Annotated in this window: 18 protein-coding genes and 1 pseudogene; 11 read left to right on the top strand and 8 right to left on the bottom strand. The window is 65.8% G+C overall.

Annotated features, from left to right (window positions below):
• Positions 1–34: 34 nt before the first annotated feature.
• Entirely contained in the window at positions 35–1,369 is a 1,335-nt protein-coding gene (locus ACVJ5M_RS26925; RefSeq protein WP_063983546.1) for a dicarboxylate/amino acid:cation symporter, read from the top strand.
• A 35-nt stretch (positions 1,370–1,404) separates the two neighbouring features.
• Here ACVJ5M_RS26925 and ACVJ5M_RS26920 read toward each other — a convergent pair whose 3' ends face one another.
• Positions 1,405–2,289, bottom strand: coding sequence for an SDR family oxidoreductase (locus ACVJ5M_RS26920; RefSeq protein WP_063983545.1), 885 nt, complete (start codon positions 2,287–2,289; stop codon positions 1,405–1,407).
• 91 nt (positions 2,290–2,380) lie between these two features.
• On the opposite strand from ACVJ5M_RS26920, the gene ACVJ5M_RS26915 reads away from it, so the two are divergent.
• Positions 2,381–3,217: a helix-turn-helix transcriptional regulator gene (locus tag ACVJ5M_RS26915; RefSeq protein WP_063983544.1), complete on the top strand. Its 837-nt coding sequence runs from the start codon at positions 2,381–2,383 to the stop codon at positions 3,215–3,217.
• Between the two features lie 61 nt (positions 3,218–3,278).
• Here ACVJ5M_RS26915 and ACVJ5M_RS26910 read toward each other — a convergent pair whose 3' ends face one another.
• Positions 3,279–4,511, bottom strand: a complete 1,233-nt coding sequence (locus tag ACVJ5M_RS26910) for an NAD(P)/FAD-dependent oxidoreductase (RefSeq protein ID WP_063983543.1) — start codon at positions 4,509–4,511, stop codon at positions 3,279–3,281.
• 66 nt (positions 4,512–4,577) lie between these two features.
• A complete protein-coding gene (locus ACVJ5M_RS26905) occupies positions 4,578–7,673 on the bottom strand; it encodes an Rne/Rng family ribonuclease (RefSeq protein WP_231144948.1) in 3,096 nt (1,031 codons plus the stop codon).
• A gap of 705 nt (positions 7,674–8,378) precedes the next feature.
• On the opposite strand from ACVJ5M_RS26905, the gene ACVJ5M_RS26900 reads away from it, so the two are divergent.
• The 7 genes from ACVJ5M_RS26900 to ACVJ5M_RS26870 all read left to right on the top strand — a co-directional run bounded on the left by ACVJ5M_RS26900 (position 8,379) and on the right by ACVJ5M_RS26870 (position 17,766).
• Positions 8,379–9,674 (top strand): N-acetylmuramoyl-L-alanine amidase, encoded by a 1,296-nt coding sequence (locus ACVJ5M_RS26900; protein WP_063983541.1) that lies wholly within the window; start codon positions 8,379–8,381, stop codon positions 9,672–9,674.
• A gap of 240 nt (positions 9,675–9,914) precedes the next feature.
• Complete coding sequence (locus ACVJ5M_RS26895; RefSeq protein ID WP_014495579.1) at positions 9,915–12,425, top strand: penicillin-binding protein 1A; 2,511 nt, start codon at positions 9,915–9,917, stop codon at positions 12,423–12,425.
• 104 nt (positions 12,426–12,529) lie between these two features.
• A protein-coding gene (prfB, locus tag ACVJ5M_RS26890) for a peptide chain release factor 2 (RefSeq protein ID WP_100213929.1) occupies positions 12,530–13,661 on the top strand; the annotation gives its coding sequence in 2 pieces (ribosomal slippage) (positions 12,530–12,598 and positions 12,600–13,661; 1,131 coding nt in all).
• Positions 13,661–14,542: an NAD(P)-dependent oxidoreductase gene (locus ACVJ5M_RS26885; RefSeq protein WP_063983539.1), complete on the top strand. Its 882-nt coding sequence runs from the start codon at positions 13,661–13,663 to the stop codon at positions 14,540–14,542. The genes prfB and ACVJ5M_RS26885 overlap by 1 nt, the downstream gene beginning before the upstream one ends.
• A gap of 14 nt (positions 14,543–14,556) precedes the next feature.
• Positions 14,557–15,432: a DMT family transporter gene (locus tag ACVJ5M_RS26880; RefSeq protein ID WP_063983538.1), complete on the top strand. Its 876-nt coding sequence runs from the start codon at positions 14,557–14,559 to the stop codon at positions 15,430–15,432.
• Between the two features lie 77 nt (positions 15,433–15,509).
• Positions 15,510–16,421, top strand: a complete 912-nt coding sequence (locus ACVJ5M_RS26875) for a DMT family transporter (protein ID WP_063983537.1) — start codon at positions 15,510–15,512, stop codon at positions 16,419–16,421.
• Positions 16,422–16,530: 109 nt separating this feature from the next.
• Positions 16,531–17,766: an ABC transporter substrate-binding protein gene (locus ACVJ5M_RS26870; protein WP_063983536.1), complete on the top strand. Its 1,236-nt coding sequence runs from the start codon at positions 16,531–16,533 to the stop codon at positions 17,764–17,766.
• On the opposite strand, the pseudogene ACVJ5M_RS26865 reads toward ACVJ5M_RS26870, so the two are convergent.
• From ACVJ5M_RS26865 to ACVJ5M_RS26845, 5 genes and pseudogenes are all read right to left on the bottom strand, one after another.
• A pseudogene (locus ACVJ5M_RS26865) lies at positions 17,767–19,047 on the bottom strand (O-antigen ligase family protein). It abuts the gene before it with no gap.
• Positions 19,048–19,059: 12 nt separating this feature from the next.
• Complete coding sequence (locus tag ACVJ5M_RS26860) at positions 19,060–20,436, bottom strand: glycosyltransferase family 4 protein (RefSeq protein WP_283018759.1); 1,377 nt, start codon at positions 20,434–20,436, stop codon at positions 19,060–19,062.
• The gene (locus ACVJ5M_RS26855) at positions 20,433–21,173 is read right to left on the bottom strand and encodes an ABC transporter ATP-binding protein (protein ID WP_283018760.1); all 741 of its coding nucleotides are present in this window, start codon (positions 21,171–21,173) and stop codon (positions 20,433–20,435) included. Before ACVJ5M_RS26855 ends, ACVJ5M_RS26860 begins: the two co-directional genes overlap by 4 nt.
• Before the next feature lie 3 nt (positions 21,174–21,176).
• Positions 21,177–23,105, bottom strand: a complete 1,929-nt coding sequence (locus tag ACVJ5M_RS26850; protein WP_283018761.1) for a glycosyltransferase — start codon at positions 23,103–23,105, stop codon at positions 21,177–21,179.
• A gap of 7 nt (positions 23,106–23,112) precedes the next feature.
• Positions 23,113–23,274, bottom strand: coding sequence for a hypothetical protein (locus ACVJ5M_RS26845; protein WP_283018762.1), 162 nt, complete (start codon positions 23,272–23,274; stop codon positions 23,113–23,115).
• A 126-nt stretch (positions 23,275–23,400) separates the two neighbouring features.
• Here ACVJ5M_RS26845 and ACVJ5M_RS26840 point away from each other — a divergent pair, with 126 nt between their 5' ends.
• Positions 23,401–24,300, top strand: a complete 900-nt coding sequence (locus tag ACVJ5M_RS26840; RefSeq protein ID WP_283018763.1) for a DUF6502 family protein — start codon at positions 23,401–23,403, stop codon at positions 24,298–24,300.
• Positions 24,297–25,517, top strand: coding sequence for a DUF5666 domain-containing protein (locus tag ACVJ5M_RS26835; RefSeq protein WP_283018764.1), 1,221 nt, complete (start codon positions 24,297–24,299; stop codon positions 25,515–25,517). Before ACVJ5M_RS26840 ends, ACVJ5M_RS26835 begins: the two co-directional genes overlap by 4 nt.
• Positions 25,518–25,546: the final 29 nt, after the last annotated feature.

Raw genomic sequence — 25,546 nt, 5'->3', positions numbered from 1 at the left:
TTGGCTGGCTCTGAGTTTGAGGGGGAGTGAAACAATGACGACGACAACGATGGCGGGGGCGCCGGTCGCGCCGGCCGCCGCCAAGCCTTGGTACAAGGTTCTCTACGTCCAGGTGCTGATCGCCATCGTGCTCGGCGCCTTGGTCGGCTGGCTGTGGCCGTCGCTCGCCACCAACGAGTGGATCAAGGCGATGGGCGACGGCTTCATCAAGCTGATCAAGATGGTGATTGCGCCGATCATCTTCTGCACCGTGGTCTCCGGCATCGCGCATATCCAGGACGCCAAGAAGGTCGGCCGCATCGGCGTCAAGGCGCTGGTCTATTTCGAGGTCGTCTCGACCTTCGCGCTGGTGATCGGACTCATCATCGGCAACCTGGTGAAGCCGGGTGCGGGCTTCGGCAGCGCCGCCGCCAACGCGCAGGCCGTCGCCAACTACGCCAAGCAGGCCGAGGGCCAGAGGTCGGTCGACTTCATCCTGCACATCATCCCCGACACCGTGGTCGGCGCCTTCGCGCAAGGCGAGATCCTGCAGGTGTTGCTGTTCTCGGTGCTGTTCGGCTTCGCCATCATGGGCCTCGGCGAGCGCGGCCATACCATCCGCAGCTTCATCGATGACGCCGCGCATGCGGTGTTCGGAGTCATCTCCATCGTGATGCGCGCGGCGCCGATCGGCGCCTTCGGCGCAATGGCCTACACCATCGGCAAGTTCGGCACCGGGGCGATCCTCAACCTGGTCGGCCTGATCGCGACGTTCTACGTCACCGCGGCGCTGTTCGTATTCGTCGTGCTCGGAACCATCGCGCGCCTCGCCGGCTTCTCCATCTTCAAGTTCCTCGCCTACATCAAGGACGAGCTGCTGATCGTGCTCGGCACCTCGTCCTCGGAAAGCGCGCTGCCTTCCTTGATGGAGAAACTCGAGCGCCTCGGCTGCTCGAAGTCGGTGGTCGGCCTCGTGGTGCCCACGGGCTATTCGTTCAATCTCGACGGCACCAACATCTACATGACGCTGGCGACGCTATTCATCGCGCAGGCGCTTGGCTTCGATCTCACCTTCGGCCAGCAGCTCACCATCCTGGTGGTGGCGATGCTGACCTCGAAGGGTGCCTCCGGCATCACCGGCGCGGGCTTCATCACGCTGGCCGCGACGCTCGCCGTGGTCGATCCGCGCCTCGTGCCGGGCATGGCGATCGTGCTCGGCATCGACAAGTTCATGAGCGAGTGCCGCGCGCTGACCAACCTCTGTGGCAACGGCGTGGCCTGCGTGATCGTCGCCTGGTGGGAGGGTGAGCTCGACCGCGACAAGCTCAACGCCAACCTCGCCAGACAGATCGATCCGACCGACATGGAAACGGCCGTCACGACGGACTGATCTGCAAGCGGAATCTGACGGCGCGGGCGGCGCCGTCAGACCTCGAAATAATGGGGCTGGTCGAGATCGTCGATCAGCCCTTTTTCTTTCGGCGCCCAGCTGAGCGAAGCGCGCGTCTTGGCGCTTGAGGTCGGAACGTCGATGCCGGCGAACTGTGCGAACCAGCCGAAATGCGCGGCCGCTTCCTCAGGCGATTTGGACACGACGGGGACGCCGAGCCGTCGGCCGATCACCTCTGCGATCGCCTTGAACGGCACGCCTTCCTCGGCGATCGCATGATAGCGCCGCGCGGTCGCGCCTTGCTCCAGCGCGAGACGATAGACGCGCGCGGCGTCGAGGCGGTGCGCGGCCGGCCAGCGGTTTTGGCCTTCGCCGATATAGGCCGCGGCGCCTTTCTCCCGGGCGAGCGCGATCAGGCGCGGCACGAAGCCGTGGTCGCCCTCACCGTGGGTCGTGGGCGGCAGCCGCACGATGCCGGTGCGGACGCCGCGCTCCGCGAGGTCTTCGGCAGTGGCTTCCGAGACGCGCGGAAAGTGGCGGGCCGCCGCATCGTCTTCGGTCGCGAGCCGTCCGGGCGCCAGCAGCGCTACACCGGATGTGACGATGAGAGGGCGGTCGGAGCCTTTGAGCTCCTCACCGAGCGCGAGGATCGCGCGGCGGTCGAGCTCGCAATTGTCGGCGAATTTCGAGAAGTCATGGTTGAAGCCGAGATGCAGCACACCGTCCGAAGCGGCGGCGCCGCCGCGTAAGGAGGCATGATCCTCCAGCGACCCACGATGGACCTCGGCGCCCATCGCGGTGAGCGCTGCGGCGCCGGCATCGGAGCGGGCGAGGCCGTTTACGCTATGGCCGGCGGCCATCAGGTCTCGAACGACGGCGGAACCGACGAAGCCGGTGGCACCGGTAACGAAAACACGCATGCGAAATCTCCTGGTGTTGGTGGAGAGAACCATCTGCGCTACAGTTATCCGGGTAAAGTAGTGACATTATCAGGGTATAATAGCTAACAGGATGAGCGAGAGCGCTGCCGCCGAGAACTTGCTTGGGGCCTATCTGAAGGACCGTCGCACCCGGCTCGATGCAGCCGCGTTCGGCTTCTCCGGCAGCCGCAGGCGCACGCCGGGTCTGCGCCGGGAGGAAGTGGCCCAGCGCGCCAATATCAGCTCGACCTGGTACACCTGGCTGGAGCAGGGCCGCGGCGGGGCGCCATCGGCCGACGTGCTCGACCGGATCGCGCGCGCGTTGATGCTGACCGATGTCGAGCGCGAGCACCTGTTCCTGATCGGCCTCGGCCGCCCGCCTGAGGTGCGCTACCAGGCGAGCGAAGGCGTCTCGCCGCGGCTGCAACGCGTGCTTGATGCGCTCTCATTCAGCCCGGCGTTGGTACGCACCGCGACCTGGGACGTCGTCGCCTGGAATCGCGCCGCAAGCGTCGTGCTGACCGACTACGGCGCGATCCCTCCGAGACAGCGCAACATCCTGCGCTTCATCTTCTGCGATCCGCGCGTGCGCGCCGCGCAATATGACTGGGACAGTGTGGCACGCTTCGTGGTGGCCGCATTCAGGGCAGACGCGGCGCGAGCAGGTGCCGTCTCGCATGTCGCCGATTTCGTCGACGAGCTCTGTCGGACAAGTCCGGAATTCGCGGCGCTCTGGCGCGACAATGACGTGCGCCATCATGGCGACGGAACCAAGCGGCTGCGGCATCCCGTTCACGGCACGATGTCGTTCGAATATTCGAGCTTCAATGTCGAGGGCCGCTCCGATCTCAGCATGATCGTCTACAATCCGGCGACGCCCGAAGATGCCGACCGCATCAGGAAGCTGCTGGCCGAGCGCGCCGACTGACGGAATTTGCCGGCTCGCGCATCTCAGTCGCGCTCGCGGTGCGCGCCGCGGACGCCGACAGCTAGAAGCGCTCAGGCCGGTATGGCGTCGGATCGATCGCCGGCGTCTCGCCGCTCATCATCTCGGCGAGCAGGCGACCGGTCGCGGGCCCGAGCGTAAAGCCCTGGTGGCCGTGGCCGAAATTCATCCAGAGGCCGGGATGACGCGGGGCTTGCCCGAGCACCGGCAGCATGTCGGGCGTGCAGGGGCGGGTGCCGAACCACGGGTCGGGCTCGACGCGCCTGCCGAGGTCGATCAGCTCTCGCGCCGAAGCTTCGGCACTCGCGAGCTGCACCGGCGTGGCGAGCGCGTCCATGCCGGTCAATTCCGCGCCTGTGGTGATGCGGATGCCCTTCGCCATCGGACCCATGGCATAGCCGCCGGCCTTGTCGACCAGCGGCAGATCGAGTGAGGCGCCGCCGCTGTAATGCATGTGGTAGCCGCGCTTGCGTACGAGCGGAATGCGATAGCCGAATTTGTGCAGGAGATTGGGCGACCAGGGCCCGAGCGTCACGACGGCGGCCGCAGCGTCGATGGTTCCCTGGTCCGTGTCGACCGACCAGCCGGTCGCGGTCTGCCGCAAGGTCTGGGCATCGCCGAGCACGATGGTGCCGCCGAGGCGTTCGAACAGCTCGGCATAGGCCGTGACCAGTGCGCCGGGATCGGACACGGTCCAGGTGTCGAGCCAATGGATCGCACCGGGCAGGTCGTCGCGCAGAATCGGTTCGGCCTTGGCGAGCTCGGCCCCCGAGAGCGCGCGAAACCTCACGCCGAATTCGCGCTGGTCTTGTTCCGCCGCCTTGACGGCGAGATCGAAGGAGGCTGCGTCGCGATGCAGATGCCGGTAGCCCGCGCGGCGGATCAGATTGTCGGCATGGGCTTCGCGAATGAGGATGTCGTGCTCCGCCGTCGCGTAGGCGATCAGCCGCGCCCAGGCGTCGATCGCCTCGCGATGCCGCTTCGGCGCCGAATGCCACCAGTAGCGGAGCAGGGGCTCGATATGGAGATGAAGCGACGACAGGCTGTAGCGCACGTCATTGGTGCGGCCGGTCGCGATCTTCAGGAGCGAAGCGAGGTCGCGCGGCATCGGATAGGGACGCACGGCTTCGGCCTGGATCATCCCGGCATTGCCGTAGCTGGTCTCGCGGCCCGGCTCCCTGCGGTCGACGAGCGTGACCGACCAGCCGCGCTGCCGGAGGTGCAGCGCCGCGCTCACGCCGATCATGCCGCCGCCGAGAACAATTGCGCTTTGCATCGAAACTGACCTCGCTAAATCAAAACCGCCCGGTTTGGCCGGGCGGTTTCAACTGCTTTGTTCGCTCTACTCGCCGCCGCCGAACCGGCGAGACCACCAGCCGGCGCGACGCGGGGCGGCCGGGGTTTCGGTTGCCGCCTCCGGCGTGGGTTCAGCGGCTGGTGCGGGCGGGGCAACCGGCTCTGGCGCTGCCGCAACCGGTGTTGCCGGCTCGCTCGCGCTGCTCGACAGGAAGCTCACCTTTTCCCGGACCGTGGAGCGGCGACGCGCTGCCTTGTCGTCGGCGGGCTCGTCGTCCGCGGCGGCAGGAGCGGGCTCAGGCTGGGCCGGCGCCTCAATCTGCACCTCGGCGCGCGGCTCGGGCTCGCTGACCTGAGGCTCGGCGGTGGTGTGTTCGGCCTGCGCGATCGAGGGCGCAGCCTCGCCGCCAAAGCTGTCGAAATCGGCGGCGGCATCGGTCGCTTCCGACGGCGCATTGGCTGCGAGCTCGTCGCCGATGGAGCCGGCGAGACCTTCCTCGTTGCCACCGCGACGGCGGCGTCCACCGCGACGACCACGTCGGCGACGGCGATCGCCGTTGCCCTGCTGCTCGCTGCGGGCCGCCTGGTCCTCACCTTCCTCGCCGTCCTGTTCGGACTCGGAATCCTCTTCACCTTCGCTGGCCGCCACGGCCGCTTCGGAAGACGCCGGAGCGCCATCCTCGCGCAACTCGCCGTCGCGCGGGGCACCGCGGCCGCGCCGACGCCGGCGGCGCTTGCGGCGCTGGCCATCCTGGTCGGAAGCCGCTTCGCCGCCAGCCTGCTCCTCGGCGAGGCCTTCGGTTTCTTCGGTCTCGACCTCGGATTCCAGCTCCGGATCGAATTCCTCGTCGTCATAGACTTCTTCGGCTACGGGCGGCGGGCTTGCGGCGGCCTGTGCCGCCAGCAGCGCCTTCGCTGCTTCCAGCGTATGCACCTGCTCGCCGCGGTCGATGAGATAGGCCTGCGGTCCGCTGACGCTGGGGTCGGCGATGACGGCCAGCGTGACCTTGAAGCCGTTCTCGAGGTCGCGCAGATGGCCGCGCTTGTGGTTCAGCACATAGAGCGCGACGTCGGTGCGGGTGCGGACCACGAGATTGTGGGTCGCGCCCTTCATCAGGATCTCTTCGAGGCCGCGCAGCAGCTGGAGCGCAACCGAGGAGACCGAGCGGACATGGCCGGTGCCGCCGCAATGCGGGCAGGGATCGGTCGAGGATTCCAGCACGCTGGCGCGGATGCGCTGGCGCGACATCTCGAGCAGGCCGAAATGCGAGATGCGGCCGACCTGGATGCGGGCGCGGTCCTGCCGCAGGCAATCGGACAGCTTGCGCTCGACCGCGCGGTTGTTGCGCTTCTCGTCCATGTCGATGAAGTCGATGACGATCAGGCCGGCGAGGTCGCGCAGGCGGAGCTGGCGGGCGACCTCTTCGGCCGCTTCCAGATTGGTCTTGAGCGCAGTGTCCTCGATATGGTGCTCGCGGGTCGATCGTCCGGAGTTGACGTCGATCGAGACCAGCGCCTCGGTCTGGTTGATCACGATGTAGCCGCCGGAGCGCAACTGCACGGTCGGAGAGAACATCGCATCCAGCTGGCTTTCGACGCCCATGCGCGAGAACAGCGGCTGGCCGTCCCGATATTGCTTCACCGCGCTGACATTGGCGGGCATCAGCATCTTCATGAAGTCGCGCGCTTCTCGGTAGCCGGACTCACCGGCAACCGAGATCTCGTCGATCTCCTTGTTGTAAAGGTCGCGCAGCGAGCGCTTGATCAGCGAGCCTTCCTCGTAGACCAGGGTCGGGGCCTGCGACTTCAGCGTCAGGTCGCGCACCGTCTCCCACATCCGGATCAAATATTCGAAGTCGCGCTTGATCTCGGGCTTGGTACGGGCGGCGCCGGCGGTGCGCAGGATGATGCCCATGCCCTCGGGCACGTCGAGATCCTGCACAACTTCCTTCAGGCGGGAACGATCCTGGGCGCTGGTGATCTTGCGGCTGATGCCGCCGCCGCGCGCGGTGTTCGGCATCAACACGGCATAGCGGCCGGCAAGCGAGAGGTAGGTGGTCAGCGCTGCGCCCTTATTGCCGCGCTCTTCCTTGACGACCTGTACCAGCATCACCTGGCGGCGCTTGATGACTTCCTGGATCTTGTACTGGCGGCGCGGGCGGAAGGTGCGCTCCGGCACCTCCTCCATCACGTCGTCGCCGCCGACGGATTCGACGTGTTCCTCTTCGGCTTCCTCGCCGTCCTCGTCCTCGTCGTCTTCCTCCTCGGACTCCTGATGGCGAGCATCAGTGCTTTCGCCGGCAGCGTAGACGGCGTCGGCCGGTTCGGCGGAGGCGGTCACGGCTTCGGCGAGAGCCTCGGCATGGGCTTCGGAGGCGATAGCCTCCTGCGGTTCGGAAGCGGTCTCGGTCGCGACCACGGGCTCGGCGCCGAAGGCTGCGACAGGCGCGGGCGTTTCGTCGGCATGATCATGGTCGTGATGATCGTGCTGGCCGTCGTGGCCGTGGTCATGATCGTGATGATGGTCGTCGTGCCCATGATCGAGATGATCATGGCCTTCGTGGTCATGATCGTGGTGATCATGATCGCCATGTTCGTGGTCTTGATGCTCGTGGCCGTCGTGCTCGCCGTGATGCTCCGTCTCGGCGTGCAGGTGCTCGCCCTCGTGCGACGCACCCTCGATGTGCAGGGCGTCGCTCTCGACCGGCTGGGCCGCTGGATCGGCGCCGGCCTCGAGGCCCTCGACGATGTCGCTGCGGACGCGTTCGCCTTGACTGCGGCGGCGGGAGTTGCGGTGGCGCGAGCGGCGGCGGCCGTGGGAGCGGTTCTCGCTCTCTTCCTCGGCCTCGCGATGGGCCTGTTCCTCGGCCTCGATCAGTGCCTGCCGGTCGGCGACCGGGATCTGGTAGTAATCGGGATGGATTTCGCTGAAGGCGAGGAAGCCGTGGCGGTTGCCGCCATATTCGACAAAGGCGGCCTGGAGCGAAGGCTCCACCCGGGTGACCTTGGCGAGGTAGATATTCCCGCGCAGTTGCTTGCGTTGTGCGGTCTCGAAATCAAACTCTTCGACGCGATTGCCGCGGACCACGACGACCCGGGTCTCCTCCGGGTGGGTGGCATCGATCAACATCTTGTTGGGCATGTCTTAACTCTTGGCGGCGGCGGGCGCGATTCACCGTGGGCGCGATTAGCGCTGCCGGGTGCCGCGACGGTCCACCTGATTCGGGGGTGAGGGGAAGGCCGAAACGCCGTCTCTCGCGCCTTGCCGAAACGGAAGCTGGAGGGCCGAAGCGGCGCGCGGGATTGTCACTCCGCAGCGTCGCGAACGGTCCTTCAGAATTCGTCGGCACAGTCTGGCGCATCAAGCGTCGGCCCGTATGAAACATTGGGCGGCGGGGCCGCCCCTCAATCAGTTGCTGCTGGCCAGGCATGGCGCGAGCGCGCTCGCCTTGGGGATTACGAACCGCTCCCTTGGGATTAAGGGACCGGGTAACGAGTCACGTCGCTGTCAAAACCGTCCCGGAAACGCGGTGGTAACCAGGGACCGTCCGCCACCGGCGCTTGACCCGCTCCACCTCGCTGCCGCGCACCGCGCTGGTCTTTGAGGGGAACGGAAAAACGCTGGAATTCCCAAACCTTGAGAGTTCCGGCGCTGCACCGGGAGGCTGAACGCGACACAACCGGAAATATCGGCCGTCAGCACTCCGTACATACGTGGAATGGACCAACCGTGCAAGGGAGCGTCGCACGGCGGTCACAGTCGGGGAGTTTCGTATATCTGTCATTAAGCGACGATTAACCCTGTGGTTCTATTGCGTTAGAAGGGCCGCTCGGAGGCACTGAATCGGTGACGAGCCGCACAAATCAAAGGGTTTTGCTGGGATGCGCGCTTCTGTGCGCCGCAGCATTGGTATGCGCTGATTCCTGGCGCCTGAGCGCGGCGGAAAGCCAGCCGCAACCCTCTGTTGCGGTAGCGAATTTTCCAACCGCGTCCGCCGCCCGGCTGGCCGGCGATGGCAAGCAGACCCGCTTCATCCTCGACATCGATCAAGCCGTCACCTTCCGCGCCGTGACGCTCGCCGACCCGTACCGGGTGGTGGTCGATGTGCCCCAAGTCAATTTTCAACTGCCTGCGGGCACCGGGGTCGAGGGGCGGGGACTGGTCAAGGCCTTCCGCTACGGGCTGGTCATGCCCGGCGGCTCGCGAATCGTGTTCGACCTGACAGGCCCGGCCAAGATCGCCAAGTCCTACGTGCTGGAGGCCGCCAATGGCCAGCCGGCCCGGCTCGTGCTTGAGCTGGAGGAGGTCGACCGGACCGCCTTCGTGCAGTCGCTCCTCCCCGAGAAGCGCCCCGAACTGCGGCCCGCAATCGCCGACGCGCCGCCGGCAACGGTTCCGGCCGCCGCAGCTCCGGAAGCCGGGCAGCAAAAGGTCGACGGCCGCCCGATCGTCGTGATCGATCCCGGCCATGGCGGCATCGACAACGGCACGCAGTCGGGCGGCGAGAGCGAGAAGAACCTGGTGCTGGCCTTCGGCCTGGCGCTGCGCGACCGGCTGGACAAGACCGGCAAATTCCGCGTGGTGATGACACGGGACGACGACACCTTCATTCCGCTCAACGACCGGGTCAAAGTCGCCCGCGGGCTCAAGGCCGCCTTGTTCGTCTCCATCCACGCAGACGCCCTTCCGAAGGCCGAGGGCGATGCGCAGGGCGCGACCATCTACACGCTGTCCGACAAGGCCTCCGACGCCGAGGCGCAGCGGCTGGCGGATGCGGAAAACCGTGCGGACGCGATCGCCGGTTTCAACCTCGCGGAAGAGCCGACCGACGTCGCGGACATCCTGATCGACCTCACCCAGCGAGAAACTCGTACCTTTTCAAGCCGTTTTGCCCGCCTGTTGATGGGCGAAATGAAGTCGTCGGTGCGGATGCACAAGCATCCCCTGAAGTCGGCCGGCTTCCGGGTCCTCAAGGCGCCAGACGTGCCGTCGGTGCTGGTCGAGATCGGCTATGTCTCCAACAAGGGCGACCTCGAGCATCTGGTCTCGGAGGGGTGGCGGTCCAAGGCCGTGGGCTCGATGGCGCAGGCGATCGACGGGTTCCTGACCAAGCGGATGGCGACGGCCGGATCGTCAAATTGACGACCGGGAGGCGTCGAATTGAGAGGGATTTTCCGTCCCGTTGCAAAAGCCCTAGTTTGGCCACAGCGGGCGCTTTATAAAAATGCCGCAGGGGGTTCCGGAATCGGCGAGAATCCCGTTCGGCAAGCGTCTTGGGTCCGGCACTGATGTAATTGAGTAGGCCGGTAAATTCGCGACGTGGAGTTGGCGCCTGTTTTGGGTGCCTTGAGCTGATCCAGAGTTTGAACGGATAAACATATAATGCGCTTGCTGGTGCGGTTCATGGGCTTCCTGTTCGCCGCGGGAACGGTGGTGTTCCTTGTCGGTGTCGGGGCCGTGGCAGGCCTGATCTGGCATTTCTCCAAGGACTTGCCGGACTACTCTCAGCTTCAGGATTACGAGCCGCCGGTGATGACCCGCGTGCACGCGGTCGACGGCTCGCTGCTCGGCGAATACGCCAAGGAGCGCCGGCTATACCTGCCGATCCAGGCGGTGCCGAAGCTCGTGATCAACGCCTTCCTCGCGGCCGAGGACAAGAATTTCTACGAGCATGGCGGCATCGACTACACCGGCATGGCGCGCGCCGGCGTGCTCTTCATCCAGAACTACGGCTCGAACCGGCGTCCGCAGGGCGCCTCCACGATCACCCAGCAGGTCGCCAAGAACTTCCTTCTGACCAACGAGGTCTCCTTCGCCCGCAAGATCAAGGAAGCCTTGCTGGCGATGCGCATCGAGAAGACCTATTCGAAGGACAAGATCCTCGAGCTGTACCTGAACGAGATCTATCTCGGCCTTGGCGCCTACGGCATCGCGGCCGCTTCGCTGGTGTATTTCGACAAGTCGGTGAACGAGCTGACGGTCGCTGAAGCGTCCTATCTCGCCGCGCTGCCGAAGATGCCCGCGACGCTGCATCCGGTGCGCAACCGCGATCGCGCCATCGAGCGTCGCAACTACGTGATCGACCGTCTGCTGGAGAACGGCTGGATCAAGCAGGCCGACGCCGACAAGGCTCGCAAGGAGCCGCTGGCCGTCACCAACCGTTCCAACGGCGCTCACACCTTCGCCGGTGAATATTTCGCCGAGGAAGTCCGCCGCGACATCTTCGAGCGCTACGGCGAGAAGAAGCTCTACGAAGGCGGTCTGTCCGTCCGCACCACGCTCGATCCGAAGATCCAGGTCATGGCGCGCAAGGCCATGGTCGCCGGCCTCGTGAACTATGACGAGCAGCAGGGCTATCGCGGCGCCATGAGCAAGCTCGATATTTCGGGCGATTGGGGCGTGAAGCTCGCCGAGATCAAGTCGCTGTCCGACATCTCGCCATGGCGCATGGCGGTGGTGCTGGAGACCAGCGACCAGTCGGCGCGCATCGGCTTCCAGCCGAACCGCGAGCTCGGCGGCGCCATCAGCAAGCAACGCGAGACCGGCATCGTCACGGTCGACGGCGTGCGCTGGGCGAGGGCGGCCCAAGGCAACGCCAAGGGCAAGACCCCTACGTCGGTGGCGCAGGTGTTGCAGCCCGGCGACGTGATCTATGCCGATCCGCTCTACACCAAGGAGGGACAGCCGGTCGAAGGCCAGTACCGCCTGCGCCAGATCCCCGAAGTGTCCGGCGCGATGGTGGCGATGGATCCCTGGACCGGCCGCGTGCTCGCGATGGTCGGCGGCTTCTCGTTCGACCAGAGCCAGTTCAACCGCGCCACGCAGGCCTACCGGCAGCCGGGCTCGTCGTTCAAGCCGATCGTCTATTCGGCCGCGCTCGACAACGGTTATACGCCCTCGACCGTGGTGCTCGACGCGCCCATCGAAATCGACCAGGGCCAGGGCGCCGGCGTGTGGCGGCCCGAAAACTTCTCGTCCGGCAAATTCCAGGGACCCGTCACGCTGCGCAACGCTTTGCGGCAGTCGCTCAACACCGTGACGGTGCGCCTTGCGCAGGACATCGGCATGCCCCTGATCGGCGAATATGCGCGCCGCTTCGGCGTCTATGACGAATTGCCGAACTATCTCTCCTACGCGCTCGGCGCCGGCGAGACCACGGCGATGCGCATGGTCACGGCCTATTCGATGCTCGCCAATGGCGGTCGCCGGGTGAAGCCGACCTTGATCGACCGTATCCAGGACCGTTACGGCCGCACCATCTTCAAGCACGACCAGCGCGAATGCCGCGGCTGCGACGCGCCGGGCGGCTGGAAGAACCAGGCCGAGCCGCAGCTGATCGACCGCCGCGAGCAGGTGCTGGATTCCATGACCGCCTATCAGATCACCGAGCTGATGGAAGGCGTGGTCCAGGCCGGTACCGCAACCGTGGTCAAGGAGGTCGGCAAGCCGATCGCCGGCAAGACCGGCACCACCAACGAGGCCAAGGACGCCTGGTTCGTCGGCTTCTCGCCCGACGTCGCCGTCGCGATCTATATGGGCTACGACAAGCCGCGCGCGCTCGGTAGGGGCAACGCCGCGACCGGCGGCCATCTGGCCGCGCCCATCGCGCGCGACTTCCTCAAGCTTGCGCTCGCCGACAAGCCCGCGGTTCCGTTCAAGGTGCCGGCCGGCATCAAGCTCGTGCGCGTCGTCTCCAAGACCGGCATGCGCGCCGGTCCCGGCGAGACCGGTGGAACCATCCTCGAAGCCTTCAAGCCGGGCACGGCGCCGCCTGACAACTACTCGGTCATCGGCGTCGCCGATGCCGACGGGCGCGGCGGCGTGCCGGCGTCGCAGCAGCAGCAGCCGGATTCCGGCTTCTTCATGCGGCCGGGCACCGGCGGGCTGTACTAGCGGATAAGACAGACGATCGCGGTTCCAGCGGTTGCGCTTTGCAGCCGCCGCCGCTACATCCCGATCTGAATTGCACGCGGGATTCCGCGAGATCAGAGAACAACATGCGCGCCGAAATCGAACGGTTGGTAGAAGAGATCAAGCAGTCAGTCGGGCTGCTGAGGAGGCATCTTTGACGTCGAGAAATCGACGGCGCGCCTCGCTGAGCTGAACAAGCTCGCAGAAGATCCCAACCTCTGGAACGATCCCCAGAAAGCCCAGAAGCTGATGCAGGAGCGCACCTCGCTTGAGGATTCGCTCTCGGGCATCGGCAAGGTCGAGCAGGAGCTCGAAGACGACATCGGCATGATCGAGCTCGGCGAGGCCGAGGGCGATGCCGGCGTCGTCACTGAGGCCGAAACCGCGCTGAAGAACCTGAAGAAGGAAGTCGCCCGGCGCGAGCTCGAGGCGCTGCTGTCAGGCGAGGCGGATCGTTTCGATTCCTATCTCGAAGTCCATGCCGGTGCCGGCGGCACCGAAAGCCAGGACTGGGCGCAGATGCTGCTGCGCATGTACACGCGCTGGGCCGAGACGCACGGCTTCAAGGTCGAATTCCTCGAAGAGTCCGAGGGCGAAGAGGCCGGCATCAAGTCCGCGACGATCCAGGTCTCCGGCCACAATGCCTATGGCTGGCTGAAGACGGAGGCGGGGGTGCACCGGCTGGTGCGCATCTCGCCGTTCGATTCCAACGCGCGGCGGCACACCTCGTTTTCGAGCGTGCAGGTATTCCCCGTCATCGACGACAGCATCAAGATCGACATCAAGGAAGCCGACGTCCGCGTCGACACCATGCGCTCGGGCGGCGCCGGTGGCCAGCACGTCAACAAGACCGAATCCGCGGTGCGCCTGACGCATATTCCGACCGGCGTTGCCGTGGTCTGCCAGGCCGGCCGCTCCCAGCACAAGAACCGGGCGCAGGCCTGGGACATGCTGCGCGCGCGGCTTTACGAGATCGAGCTGAAGAAGCGCGAGGAGAAGGCTGCCGCCGACCAGGCCGCCAAGACCGATATCGGCTGGGGTCACCAGATCCGCTCCTACGTGCTGCAGCCCTACCAGATGGTGAAGGATTTGCGCACCGGCGTGCAGACGTCTGACACGTCGGGCGTGCTGAACGGTGAGCTCGACGACTTCATGGCCGCAACCCTGGCGCAGCGCGCCTTCGGCACCACCGGCGCCGACATCGAGGACGTCGACTGATGTCCCGCGTCGCCTTCATCGGGTTGGGGCGGATGGGCCACGGCATGGCCGGCCGCTATCTCGATGCCGGCTTCACGGTGACGCTTTGGAATCGCAGCAAGGCAAAAGCGGACGACCTGATCGCGCGCGGTGCGCATTGGGCGACCTCGCCTGAGGATGCCGCGATCGATGCCGATGCGGTCGTGACCATGGTCGCTGATGACGAAGCCTCGCGCGTGGTCTGGCTCGGGCCTGAGGGCGCGGCCAAGACGGCAAAGGCCGGCACCATTGCGATCGAGTGCTCCACCGTCTCCTATGACCACGCCCGCGAGATGGGCCGCGAACTGAACGCGCGCGGGCTGATCTACATCGACTGCCCCGTGACGGGATTGCCGGATGCGGCAGCGGCCGGAAAGCTGACGCTGCTCGCCGGCGCTGACGCAGCTGATCTCGAACGTGCGCGGCCGTTCCTCGAACCGATCGGCTCGACCATCCGCCATTTCGGCGCGGTCGGCTCCGGCACCGTCTACAAGCTCATCAACAATCTCTTGGGTGCGATCCAGATCGCGGGCCTTGCCGAAGGCCTCGCCATCGCCGAACAGGCCGGGCTCGACATGAACCTGGTGCTGGAATCGATCCAGGCCGGTGTCGCGGCAAGCCCGCAGGTGCAGCGTCACTCCAGGCGCATGGTCGCCCGCGATTTCAGCGGCGCGACGTTTACGGCGGCGCTGCGGCACAAGGATGCCGCCTACGCGGTGAGGCTCGCCGAAAGCCTGCTCGCCGACAAGCCGCTGGTCTCGCGCGCTGCGGTCGAGTCCTACGCGCAGGCGAAGGCCGCAATGCCCGACGACGATGAAGGCAAGATGATCGAGCTGGTGTCGCGGCCGAAGAAGCCGACCTAGCTGGACGCATCAACATGGGGCAGCCTCGTTCGGATCGCGGTCTCGGCATTGCCCTCGTCATCGCTGCCGCAGTTGCCTGGAGCACGGCGCCGTTCTTCACGCGCCTCTTGCCGTTCGACCCCTGGACCATCCTGTTCTGGCGAGGCCTGTTCGCGGGCAGCCTGATCACGGTCTTTCTCGTCGTGATGCAGGGTCGCGCTGCGCTGTGGCAATTGGTCGTGCCGGGGAAGGGCGGCCTGCTCGTCGCGTCCTTGTCCGCGGTCGGCATGGTCTCGTTCATTCCCGCGCTTCAGATGACCAAGGTCATGAACGTCGCCGTGCTGATTGCCACCCAGCCCTTCATCGCGGCCGCGCTGGCATGGCTGTGGCTCGGCGAAGCCGCGACGTGGCGTACGCTGACCGCGAGCCTGATTGCCTTTGCCGGCGTCGTCATCACGGTCGGCGGTGTGCAAGCCGGCGCCGATCTCGGCGGCGTCGCGCTGAGCTGCCTGATGGTGCTTGCCATCTCCGCCATGACCGTCGTGGTCCGGCGCCATCGCGAGACGTCGATGGTGGCCGCGGCCGCGCTGTCGAACTTCATGGGAAGCCTCGTCAGCCTTCCCTTCGCCCACGACATCGCCCATGTCGGCGGCAATGGCCTTGCGATCCTCGCGATGTTCGGCTGCCTCCAGGTCGCGCTCGGCCTGACCTTCTACATGCTCGGCTCGCGCTTGCTGCCATCAGGGCAGGCTTCCCTGATCGCGACGCTGGAAACGCCGCTGATGCCGTTCTGGATCTGGGTCGCCTTCCGGGAGTTGCCCGCCGTGCATGCGCTCATTGGCGGCGCGCTGGTGATTGGAGCGGTGATCGCCGATATTGCCGGTGACGCTCGCTCGCGGCGCCCTTCCTGAACAACGTTGTCGGAAATCGGGTGGCGGCCTGTCTCGCGCCGTCCTAGGCGGCAGGCTCGGCCGCCGAGGTGAAGCACATGTCCCCGAACGATAACAGGATCGATGCGCGAGACTGGTCGCTGCTCGCGGTGCTCTCGGTTCTCTGGGGCGGATCGTTCTTCTTCAATGGTGCGGCGCTGCGGGAATTGCCGCCGTTGACGCTGGTGTTCCTGCGCGTCGCGCTTGGGGCGGCCATTCTGCTGCCGTTGCTCCGGATGCAGGGCATCGGTCTTCCCAAGGGCATGGCGGGCTGGAAGCCGTTCGTCGCGATCGGGCTGCTCAACAACGTCATCCCGTTCTCGCTGATCGTGCTCGGACAGACCTTCATCCCGAGCGGACTGGCCTCGATCCTGAACGCGACCACGCCGCTCTTCACGGTGATGGTGATGGCGGCGGCCGGCGAAGAGGCCCTGCAGATGCGTCGGGTGGCCGGCGTGGCGCTCGGCCTCGCCGGCGTCATCATTCTGCGCGGATGGGGCATCGAAACGAGGCCGGGGCAGGGGCTCGGCATCCTGCTCTGCCTGGGCGGCGCGTTCAGCTATGGCTTTGCGGCGCTTGCCGCGCGGAGGCTGCTGAAGGACGCGCCTCCGCTGGGAACGGCGACGTTTCAGCTGATGGCGTCGACTGTGATGATGGCGGTCGTCGCCGGAGCTATGGAGCAGCCGTGGCACCTTTCGATGCCGGGTCTCACGACCTGGCTCGCGGTGCTTGGCCTGGCCGCCCTATCTACGGCGCTCGCCTACATCGTCTTCTTTCAGATCATTCGGCGTTCGGGCGCGACCAACGTGATGCTGGTGACTCTGCTCATTCCCGTCACCGCCATCCTGCTGGGATGGCTGGTGCTGGGTGAGCCGATCTCCGCGCGCGAGATCGCGGGCGCCATCGTCATCGGTAGCGCATTGCTCGTGATCGACGGGCGCGCGCTGAGACTGCTGCGGCGCACCGCGTAAGTTCCGGGTCCGTCGTTTCACGGCGCGGAAAATCGCGGCGCTTGCCAGCGGCGAACGGCCTTGCGACACTCTCCGCAAAACAAGACTACAAAACATAGGGGAGAGAACGATGCCGGGTCGTCGCGAAAGCCTTGCTGCCCTCGCCATTCTTGCTGCCGGCGTGCTCGTCACGGCACCGGCTCTGGCGCAGAAGAAATACGATCCCGGAGCCACCGACACCGAAGTCAAGATCGGCAACATCATGCCCTATAGCGGGCCGGCGTCGTCCTATGGCGTCATAGGCAAGACCGAGGCCGCCTATTTCAGGATGATCAACGATCAGGGCGGCATCAACGGCCGCAAGATCAACTTCATCAGCTATGACGACGCCTATTCGCCGCCGAAGGCGATCGAGCAGGCGCGCAAGCTGGTCGAGAGCGACGAGGTGCTGCTGATCTTCCAGCCGCTCGGCACGCCCTCGAACTCCGCGATCATGAAATACATGAACGCCAAGAAGGTGCCGCAGCTCTTCGTCGCCTCCGGCGGCACCAAGTTCGGCGACCCCAAGAATTTCCCGTGGACCATGGGTTTCCAGCCGAACTACCAGAGCGAGGGGCGGATCTACGCAAAATACATCCGCGATCATTTTCCCAACAGCAAGATCGCGGTGTTCTGGCAGAACGACGACGCCGGCAAGGACCAGTTCAAGGGCCTGAAGGACGGGCTCGGCGACAAGGCCGGCATGATCATTGCTGACAAATCCTATGAGGTCAGCGATCCCTCGATCGACTCGCAGATCGTGGCGCTGCATGACTCGGGCGCCGACATCTTCTTCTCATGGGCCGCCCCGAAGGGATCGGCGCAGGCAATCCGGAAGGTCGGAGAGCTCGGCTGGAAACCAAAATTCTTCCTCGCCAATACCGCGACCTCGGTCGCCTCGGTGCTCAAGCCCGCCGGGCTCGACTATTCCAAGGATATCATCTCGACCGTCTATCTGAAGGATCCGACCGACCCGACCTGGGACAAGGACCCGGCGGTGGTGAAGTGGCGCGAATTCATGGACAAATATTATCCCGATGGCGACAAGGCCAACGCCAACAACATCTACGGCTATGTGCAGGCCGAGGCGATGGCGCAGGTGTTGAAGCAGTGCGGTGACAATCTCACCCGTGAGAACGTGATGAAGCAGGCCACTAGCCTGAAGAATTTCCACACTGATCTGATGCTGCCAGGCATCATGGTCAACACCTCCACCGACGACTATTTCCCGATCGAGCAGATGCAGTTGATGCGCTTCAACGGGCAGGCCTGGGAGCTGTTCGGCGACGTCATCACCGGCGAGGTCGGCCACGAGCGGAGTCAATAGTCAGGGTTGGCGGCCGGCTCTTGCCTTCAGCGCCATGCCGCCGGCGACGCCGACGCCGAGCACATACATCCAGCCTTCGTGGAAATCGAACAAATGCGAGTTCAGAAGCGAGCTCGCGATGTTCTGTACGACGGCCACGAGCCCGATCCAGGCCGCAAGGCCTTCGTCAAGGAACAGGCGAAGCTGGGCGATCCACATGGCGTAGAGCAGGACAACGCCGAGTACGCCCCATTGCATCGCGACATTGAGGGTCTGGTTGTGGGGATTGCTGACGATCTCCGCATCGAGGCTGCTTCCACCGGTGGCGGCGCGCTCGAACTGGCGCTTGATCGACCCGGTGCCGTGACCGGTCAGGGGCGCCTCGGCAATGGCGTGAAGCGCCTTGCGCCAATAGGTCAGGCGTTGGGCGGTCGAGGCTCGGCTGATGTCCTCGTGGCCGTGGCGGTATTCCACGGCGATGTCCGCGATGCGGTAGCGCAGATAGGGCGAGGTCGTCCAGGCCAGTGCGCTCGCGGCTATCGTGCCCGCGAGCAGGACCAGCGTCGCGCGCCGGCTCAAATGCCTCCTGGCGAGCAATCCGAGCAGCACCGCGATGCACAGTAGCGCCGTGCGGGCGGAGGCGACGAACACCATGTTGGTGACGAACAGCAGGATCAATGCCAGACAGACGGCTGTCGCGACCACGTTTCCGCGGCGCGAGAAGGTCAACGCCGGCAGCGCGAGCGCAAAGGCGCACAGCGTGAATTCCTGGCTCTGGTCGATCTAGTTCTTGACGGGAACACCGGCCGACGCGGTCGCGGTGAGTTTCCAGGCGGGATCGTGCAGCACGATCCAGGAATAGACTGCAAGCAGCGCGCAGGATGCGAGAAAGCCAAGGAAAACCCAGAAACCGCGTTCGGATCGGCTGAAGTGATAGAGCAGTGCTGGAATGAGCACGAGCTTTGCGACCGGCTTGATCGCATGCAACCGGTCGGCCCACGCGCCGCCCGACCAGAGCGTGCCGAGAAGCGCGAGCAGCAGCAAGGCAAAGGGCAGGGCGAACGCAGGCCGTGCGAGCTGGCGTCCATAGTCGCGCCAATCGATGGTCGGCGTCACCACCAGCAGCCAGAGCCCGACGAAGATCGAAGGCGCTGTGGTCGACCAGGGCAGCGACGCCGCGATCAGTACAGCGAGCACATCGGCGGCCCCGATCAGAGCGGGCGATTTGCCCATGGCCCGCCATCGGGCGCGCAATGCTTGTCGACCGGCCGGGCCGGACCATTCCGCGGTTTCAGCAGTCATGTGCAACGACGCTTATTGCGCGGCCAGGCTTTCCCGGGGCATCGCATGCCCGAGGAAGTCGCGCGCCTGGGTCTCGTAGCCGAAGCGCTCGGCGAGCTCGTGTCGCCTCGCGCGGATGCGGCCGCGGCATTCCTCCTGCCGCGTCAGCACGCGGGTGATTGAAGCTGCGATCGCATCGGTCGAGAACGGATCGAAATAGTCGGCGAGCTCGCCCGCGACTTCGCGGAACACCGCGATATCGGAGCACAGCACCGGCGTGTTCGCGGCCAGTGCTTCGATGATCGGTATGCCGAAGCCTTCGGCCAGGCTCGGCATGATCAGCCCGTGCGCCTCCGCGATCATGGCGGCCTTTTCATGCTCGTCGACATAGCCGGCGAAGCGGACATTTGGCGGCAGGTTGCGCATCCGGCTGATTTGGCCCGCATGACCGATCACCACGAGATCGGCCTGAGGGACGTTGCGGAAGGCACGAATGACGGTGGCGACGTTCTTGCGCGGTTCGTTCGACACGATGATGACGAAGTTCGGCCGCCCCGGACGCCCCGACAGGGCTGGGAGGTGGAGGACATCCGGGGCGTCGAACCGGGTGCGGGGATACACGACCCGCGCCGGCAGGTGCGCAAATTGCGGCAACAGTTCCCTGAACCGCATCATGCTATAGTTTGAAACGAAGGCGAGCTCGTCAGCCTGGCGCAGGCTGGTGCCGATCCGCGCCAGGAATTGCCGCGTGGCGATGTCGCTGAGCTTGAGATCGGTGAGCGGCAGCAAATCGTGGACGACGCAGATCACCTTGGCGTTCGGCTTGCGCCTGATCGCGACCCGCGTCGGGGTGTCCACAACGATGAGATCATAGTCACGCGCCTCGATCCGCGGCGGCGGCAGCAGGAAGAAGGCCGAGGAGTCCTGATAGTTGAAGAATCCGGGCTCGAGCTGGAATTCGCTGAACAGTTCGAGATGGCGCATATCCGGCGGAATGTATTCGAGCGCAGCGGTCCGGTTCTCGATCAGCCGGGCGTGCAGGCCAAGCAGGCCGATCGCGCGCAGCAGGCAGAGGATATTGTCCCGCGACAGCAGCATGGTGGCCTTGTGGCGGAGCCAGTCGAACCTGCGACGCGCGCCGCTGAGCATCACCGGCCCGCTCACGTTGACCTCGTCGAGGAAGCGATAAAGAGCGAGCAGTTCGATGTTGCGCGACTGCGCCGGAAACAGCTTCGTGCGTCGCTCGCGCCGACATAGCTTGCGGTAACGCTTCGAGGTTTCCACCAGCAACGTGAGTTCGTGGCCTTCCGACGCGAGCGACCGTACCAATTCCCGGGTGAAGTGGAAGATGCCGCGCTTGTGATTGGGTTGCCCGAGCGACTCGGACACGATCAGGATGTTCTGTTTCATGCGCGTTTCTCTCGGAGCTCAAAGGCGTGCGTGGCGGGCGGCTCGACCGCGAGGGTCGAGGCGATGCGGCCGTGATCGAGGTTGATGATGCTGGAACAGGTGCGGCGCAGCAGCGGCAGGTCGTGCGAGGCGATGATCACGATCGCCGCCTGCGAGACCAGGTTTTGCAGCCGCCTCTCGGCCTTCTCCGCAAAATGCTCGTCGACGACGCTGAGCCATTCGTCGAGCAGCAGGATGTCGGCCGGGAAAGCGGTGGCGGTCGCGAACAACACCCGCATCAGCATGCCCGAGGAGAACATCCGCAGGGGCAGGCGCTGCATGCGCGCTTCGAGCTCGGTGAAAGCCCAGATCTCGTCGATCACGCTACGTGTGGGCTTGCGACCGCTGATCCGCAGCAGCAGCGCGATGTTGTCCTCCGCCACGAAGTCCAGATTGACCCCGGCGTTCAGGCCGAGCAGGGGCACGACGTTGCCCCGGACCGTGACGCGGCCACTGGTCGGCGGATAGACACCGGCAATCAGGCGCAGCAGCGTCGACTTGCCGGAGCCGTTGGGGCCGGCAAGCCCGATACGGGCGCCGGCTTCGGCCTCGATCGAGACGTTGTCGACGGCGCGGATGATCCGCATCTCGCCCGGTTCGCGGATGAGGTGGCCGAGTAGCCGCCGCTTCAGCGAGAAGTCGTAGGCGCCGTAGAGTGGATAGTTGAGACAGACGTTGTGCAGGCTGATCGAGACCATGCGTCAAATCCAGAATGCGGCTTTGCGCAGGTGGACCAGCGTCAGCACGCTCGCAAAGATCAGCAGCGCCAGCGTTATCAAGACGTAGACGATGCTGGCGGGATCGATATGGCCGCCTGCAAGTGGCTCGCGCCACACCGCGAACAGATGCGTCAGCGGATTGAGCCGCATCACCGTCGAGCGGTGATTGATCATCTCGGCGGACCAGATCACGGGCGAGGCGAGGAAGGCGAGCATCAGCGTGGATTCGATGATCGGCTTGAGGTCGCGATAGCGCGTTGCCGTCGCGCCGAGGACGAGGCTCAAGGCGAAGGTACAGGCTATGAACAGCAGCAGGCCAGGCAGCGCCGCCAGCGCGTGAGAGAGGTCGTGGGGCGAGAGGATCAGCCACAGCACCAGCGGCACGCAGGCGTTATGCAGCGCGAACAGCGCCTGGCGGAAGGTGCATTGCAGCAGGAAGATCACCGGCGGCAGCGCCCGGTCGCGGATCAGGCTGGCGGAATTCTGAAGTGCCGTGGTCGCATCGAGCACGACGCTGTTGAGGAAGGTCCAGGCCGTCATCGACAGCGCCAGCATCGGCAGGCGCGCCAGCATGTCGGCGTTCGACATCTGGCCGATCACCGAGCCCAATACGGCGACCACGATCGCCATCTGAAGCGACATCCAGAACGGGCCAAGCAGCGAACGCACGTAGCGGTGGCGCATGTCCGACCAGGCCAGTGCGGCCGCGATCTGGACGGTGTCCAGCCAGCCGGTCGCCTGCGGCAGCTCGGCGGCGGTTGCGGGTTCCCTGCACGACGCGGTGACGGCGTCGCGGTAGACGGCCTGCATGCCTTCCCTGAAGGCTGGGGCGGAATAGCGGGTGAGGGCGCGCGTCCGGGCTGACAGTCCCATGCGGCGGCGGCGCTCGGGATCGCTGATCAGCGTGTCGATGGCATCGCCGAGCTTTTCGGCATCGCCCGGCGGCACCGTGATCGCCTCCATGCCGTGGCGGGCGACGCGCGGCACCGCGGTGTCGAGCGCCGTGTTCACGACAGGGCGGCCGGCGGCCATGGCCTCGAGCTGGACCAGGCCAAAGGTCTCGGCATTGGTCACCGACGGCATGACGAAGACGTCGGACAGGCACATCAGCTTGATGCGCTCGCAGTCGTTCACCGAACCGAGCAGGCGGACGCGGTCACCGAGGCCGAGCTCGCGGATCAGCTGCTCGAGCCGCGGCCGCTCGGTGCCTTCGCCAATGATCCAGACCTCGAACTTGCGGTTGACGGCGGCGCGGATCAGGACGTCAAAGCCCTTGTAGGGCACGAGCCGGCCGCAGGCGAGCACGAGCCGGCCGCGATCGTTCACGTGGTGCGGCTCGATCTTGGGCCAGTCGTAACCCGAGGTGTCGATGCCGAACGGCACGACGTGGCATTTGTCGACGAATTCCCGCAGCAACGGCGTGTTCTCGATCAGCGCGTGGTCCGAGACGATGATCGCCTTCGCCCGGCGCAGTGTCCGCCGCATCAACGGTTCGATGAACCAGCGCAGGCCGGCATGGGTGACGATGTCGGCATGCCAGTGCACCACCAGCGGCCGATTGGCGCCGAAGCCGAACGCGAAAACGAGGTCGGCGAGTGGGAAGGGGGCATGGAGCGCGAGCAAATCGTGCTCGGCGATCTTGCGCCAGAGCCGCCAGGGATAAGTAGGAGCGGCGGGAAGCGACAGGAGATTGCCGAAGGAGCGGACGCGCTCGACCGGCACATCATTGACGACGATCTCGCGCCGCTCGGCCGATTGCGAGCAGACCAGCACGGCGGAGGCGAAGCTGTCATTCAGGTTCGCGCAGATGTCGCGGATCACCGTCAGCGTGCCGCCGAACAGGTCGGGATAATAGATCTTGAAGATGTGCAGCACCGACGGGCGGCGCGGAGTTTCGCTGGTGTGATGCATGATGGTGTCAGCCTGCGAGAAGGGCCGCGACGAACGGTGCGGCCAGCACCGAGATGAAGATCACGCCGCGCAACAGCGCCGGCAGCATCGGCTCGATTGCGCCGCGCCCCCGGTCAGGAGCCGGCACAGCACGCAGTGAGTTGGAATTGCGGACCAAGCGGTCAGCCATGGGTGTGAGTCCCTTTACGTCGCGCCCTCAGTGGTGCCTCATTTACGTGGGAAAATTTACCACGTCAATCGGAAGGGAGAAAAAAGTGGGATTGTGTCCCACGTGGGGCGCGGGTACTATTCAGACATGAATGCCAAGTCCGGGTCCAAAGCAGCGGCTCCGCAGCCGACTGCCGCGAAGCTGCACGCGCCGCTGGCGCGGCTGCTGCGCCCGCTCGTGCGGCTCTGCATTCGCAGCGGCATGACTTTTCCGGCATTGGCGCAATTGCTTCGCGAGCTGTTCGTCAACGTCGCCGAGCACGATTTTGCGCTGGAGGGGAAGGAGCAGACCGATAGCCGTGTCAGCCTGCTCACCGGGATCCATCGCAAGGAGGTGGCGCGGCTGCGCGGTGCCGGCGCGCCGGTGCACGAGGCGCCGGCCGCAGTGTCGCTGACGAGCGCCGTGATCGCGCGCTGGCTTGCCGCGCCCGAATTCACCGATGCGAAGGGCGAGCCGCTGGCGTTGCCGCGCACGGCCGAGGGCGATGCGCCGTCGTTCGAGCAGCTGGTCGCCTCCGTCACCAAGGACGTGCGGCCGCGCGCGGTGCTCGACGAATGGGTCGACCGCAAGCTCGTCACCATCAACGATTCCGACGAGATCGAGCTGGTCGAGGCGGCCTTCGTCCCGAGCGGCGAGGACGACAGCAAGTGGCACTATCTCGGCCGCAATCTGCACGACCATATTGCGGCCGCCGCGCAGAACGTCTCAGGCGCGGCGCCGCGCTTCCTCGAGCGCGCGGTGCACTACAACAACATCTCGCCGAAGCTTGCCAAGCGCCTCGAGGCACGCTCGCGCGAGCTCGCGATGGACGCGCTGAAGACCGCCAAACGCGAGGCCAACCGCGCGCTCGGCAAGGACAAGGGCGGTGACGCCCGCTGGAATTTCGGCATCTACATCTACAGCGAAGATGCAGATGGCGAGGCAGAGGCCAAGGAAGGCGGCAAGGACAGCAGCAAGGAAAGCGGCAAGGAGGGTGGTTATTCATGAGCCGGCCGCCGCTGATCTCCCGCCGTCTGCTGCTGACAGGATTTTGGCTCGCCGGTACGGCGATGGCCCACGCGCAGGTCAAGCGCGGCACCGATCAGGGCATCGGCGGCACCGGAATCAGGCGCGGTGACGACCACGGCATCGGCGGCACCGGCATCGTCGGCGTGATTCAGCGTTTTGGCAGCATCTACGTCAACGGCGAGCGCGTCACTTATGCGAGCGACGTGCCGGTCCGGATCGACGGCGAGGCCGCGAGCCCCAAGGCTCTGCGCATCGGTCAGCTCGCGCGCGTGGTCGCGACCCGTCAGGCCGACGGCACGCTCGTGACGCGCAACATCACGATCGCGAGCGAGGTCGCAGGTCCGATCGAAACCGTGAAGGGCAACGAGCTGACGGTGCTCGGCCAGAAGATCGTCACAAGCGACAAGGAGAGCAAGCTTCGTGCGGGCACGCAGGTGGCCGTCTACGGCCTGCGCCGGACCGACGGCGTGATCGTCGCAAGCCTGATCGAGCCGCGGCGCGAGGCGACCGAGCGTGTCACCGGTCTCGTCGAGCGCGGGCCTGACGGCTTGCATATTGGCGGGCTGAGGCTGAGCGGGGTCGATCCGCTGCTGGTTGACCAGCGCGCCCAGATCGAGGGCCGTTCGAGCCAGGGCACGATGCAGGCCGCGCGCACGCGCATCGACGACTTCTCGGATCTCGTCGGCGCAAGCCGCCTCTCGATCGAGGCCTATGTGCAGCGTGTGGGATCGAACCTCCAGCTCGGCTCCGGCTTCGTGGCTCGTGACGGTTCACGCTTCGGCCCGGCGGCCGGCGAGGCCCGCATGGTGGTCAACGGCGTGTTCGATCGCTCGCGCGGCTTCCAGGTCGAGTCGGCTCAGGCCATAGGCCAGGGGCCGGGAGCCCCTCCATCCGGTGGCGGCAATCCCAATCGGTCGCCCGGCGGCTCGATCCTGCATCCGAACCGCGGTGCCACCACTCCGAGCGGCGGCCAGCCCGGCGCGCCCGGTGGTGGACCTGCGCCGGGATCTGGCCCTGGACCTGGCCCAGGACCTGGCCCAAGTGCGAATCCCGGCTCCGCGCCGACGAGCCCGAGCGGCCCGTCAGGCCCCGGCGGATTTGGTTCGCCCGGCGGTGGGCCCATGGGACCCGGCGGTGGAATGGGCGGTGGCGGCTTTGGAGGTCCCGGAGGCGGGATGGGCGGCGGCCGGCGGTAGGCGCGGCCACGCTGAAAGCGCGTGGTGCG

The organism is Bradyrhizobium sp. S3.7.6 (assembly GCF_054061875.1).
The sequence above is the reverse complement of the archived record's forward strand: the minus strand, read 5'-3'. Positions and strand labels throughout refer to the sequence as shown.

What these genes read in the sequence shown, in the direction of transcription:
- ACVJ5M_RS26915 (WP_063983544.1), top strand. Translation starts at nt 2,381, where the DNA reads ATGAGCGAGAGCGCTGCCGCCGAGAACTTGCTTGGGGCCTATCTGAAG.
- ACVJ5M_RS26850 (WP_283018761.1), bottom strand. Translation starts at nt 23,105, where the DNA reads ATGCATCACACCAGCGAAACTCCGCGCCGCCCGTCGGTGCTGCACATC.
- ACVJ5M_RS26845 (WP_283018762.1), bottom strand. Translation starts at nt 23,274, where the DNA reads ATGGCTGACCGCTTGGTCCGCAATTCCAACTCACTGCGTGCTGTGCCG.
- ACVJ5M_RS26895 (WP_014495579.1), top strand. Translation starts at nt 9,915, where the DNA reads ATGCGCTTGCTGGTGCGGTTCATGGGCTTCCTGTTCGCCGCGGGAACG.
- ACVJ5M_RS26920 (WP_063983545.1), bottom strand. Translation starts at nt 2,289, where the DNA reads ATGCGTGTTTTCGTTACCGGTGCCACCGGCTTCGTCGGTTCCGCCGTC.
- ACVJ5M_RS26925 (WP_063983546.1), top strand. Translation starts at nt 35, where the DNA reads ATGACGACGACAACGATGGCGGGGGCGCCGGTCGCGCCGGCCGCCGCC.
- ACVJ5M_RS26880 (WP_063983538.1), top strand. Translation starts at nt 14,557, where the DNA reads ATGGGGCAGCCTCGTTCGGATCGCGGTCTCGGCATTGCCCTCGTCATC.
- ACVJ5M_RS26870 (WP_063983536.1), top strand. Translation starts at nt 16,531, where the DNA reads ATGCCGGGTCGTCGCGAAAGCCTTGCTGCCCTCGCCATTCTTGCTGCC.
- ACVJ5M_RS26885 (WP_063983539.1), top strand. Translation starts at nt 13,661, where the DNA reads ATGTCCCGCGTCGCCTTCATCGGGTTGGGGCGGATGGGCCACGGCATG.
- ACVJ5M_RS26910 (WP_063983543.1), bottom strand. Translation starts at nt 4,511, where the DNA reads ATGCAAAGCGCAATTGTTCTCGGCGGCGGCATGATCGGCGTGAGCGCG.
- ACVJ5M_RS26855 (WP_283018760.1), bottom strand. Translation starts at nt 21,173, where the DNA reads ATGGTCTCGATCAGCCTGCACAACGTCTGTCTCAACTATCCACTCTAC.
- ACVJ5M_RS26875 (WP_063983537.1), top strand. Translation starts at nt 15,510, where the DNA reads ATGTCCCCGAACGATAACAGGATCGATGCGCGAGACTGGTCGCTGCTC.
- ACVJ5M_RS26835 (WP_283018764.1), top strand. Translation starts at nt 24,297, where the DNA reads ATGAGCCGGCCGCCGCTGATCTCCCGCCGTCTGCTGCTGACAGGATTT.
- ACVJ5M_RS26860 (WP_283018759.1), bottom strand. Translation starts at nt 20,436, where the DNA reads ATGAAACAGAACATCCTGATCGTGTCCGAGTCGCTCGGGCAACCCAAT.
- ACVJ5M_RS26905 (WP_231144948.1), bottom strand. Translation starts at nt 7,673, where the DNA reads ATGCCCAACAAGATGTTGATCGATGCCACCCACCCGGAGGAGACCCGG.
- ACVJ5M_RS26840 (WP_283018763.1), top strand. Translation starts at nt 23,401, where the DNA reads ATGAATGCCAAGTCCGGGTCCAAAGCAGCGGCTCCGCAGCCGACTGCC.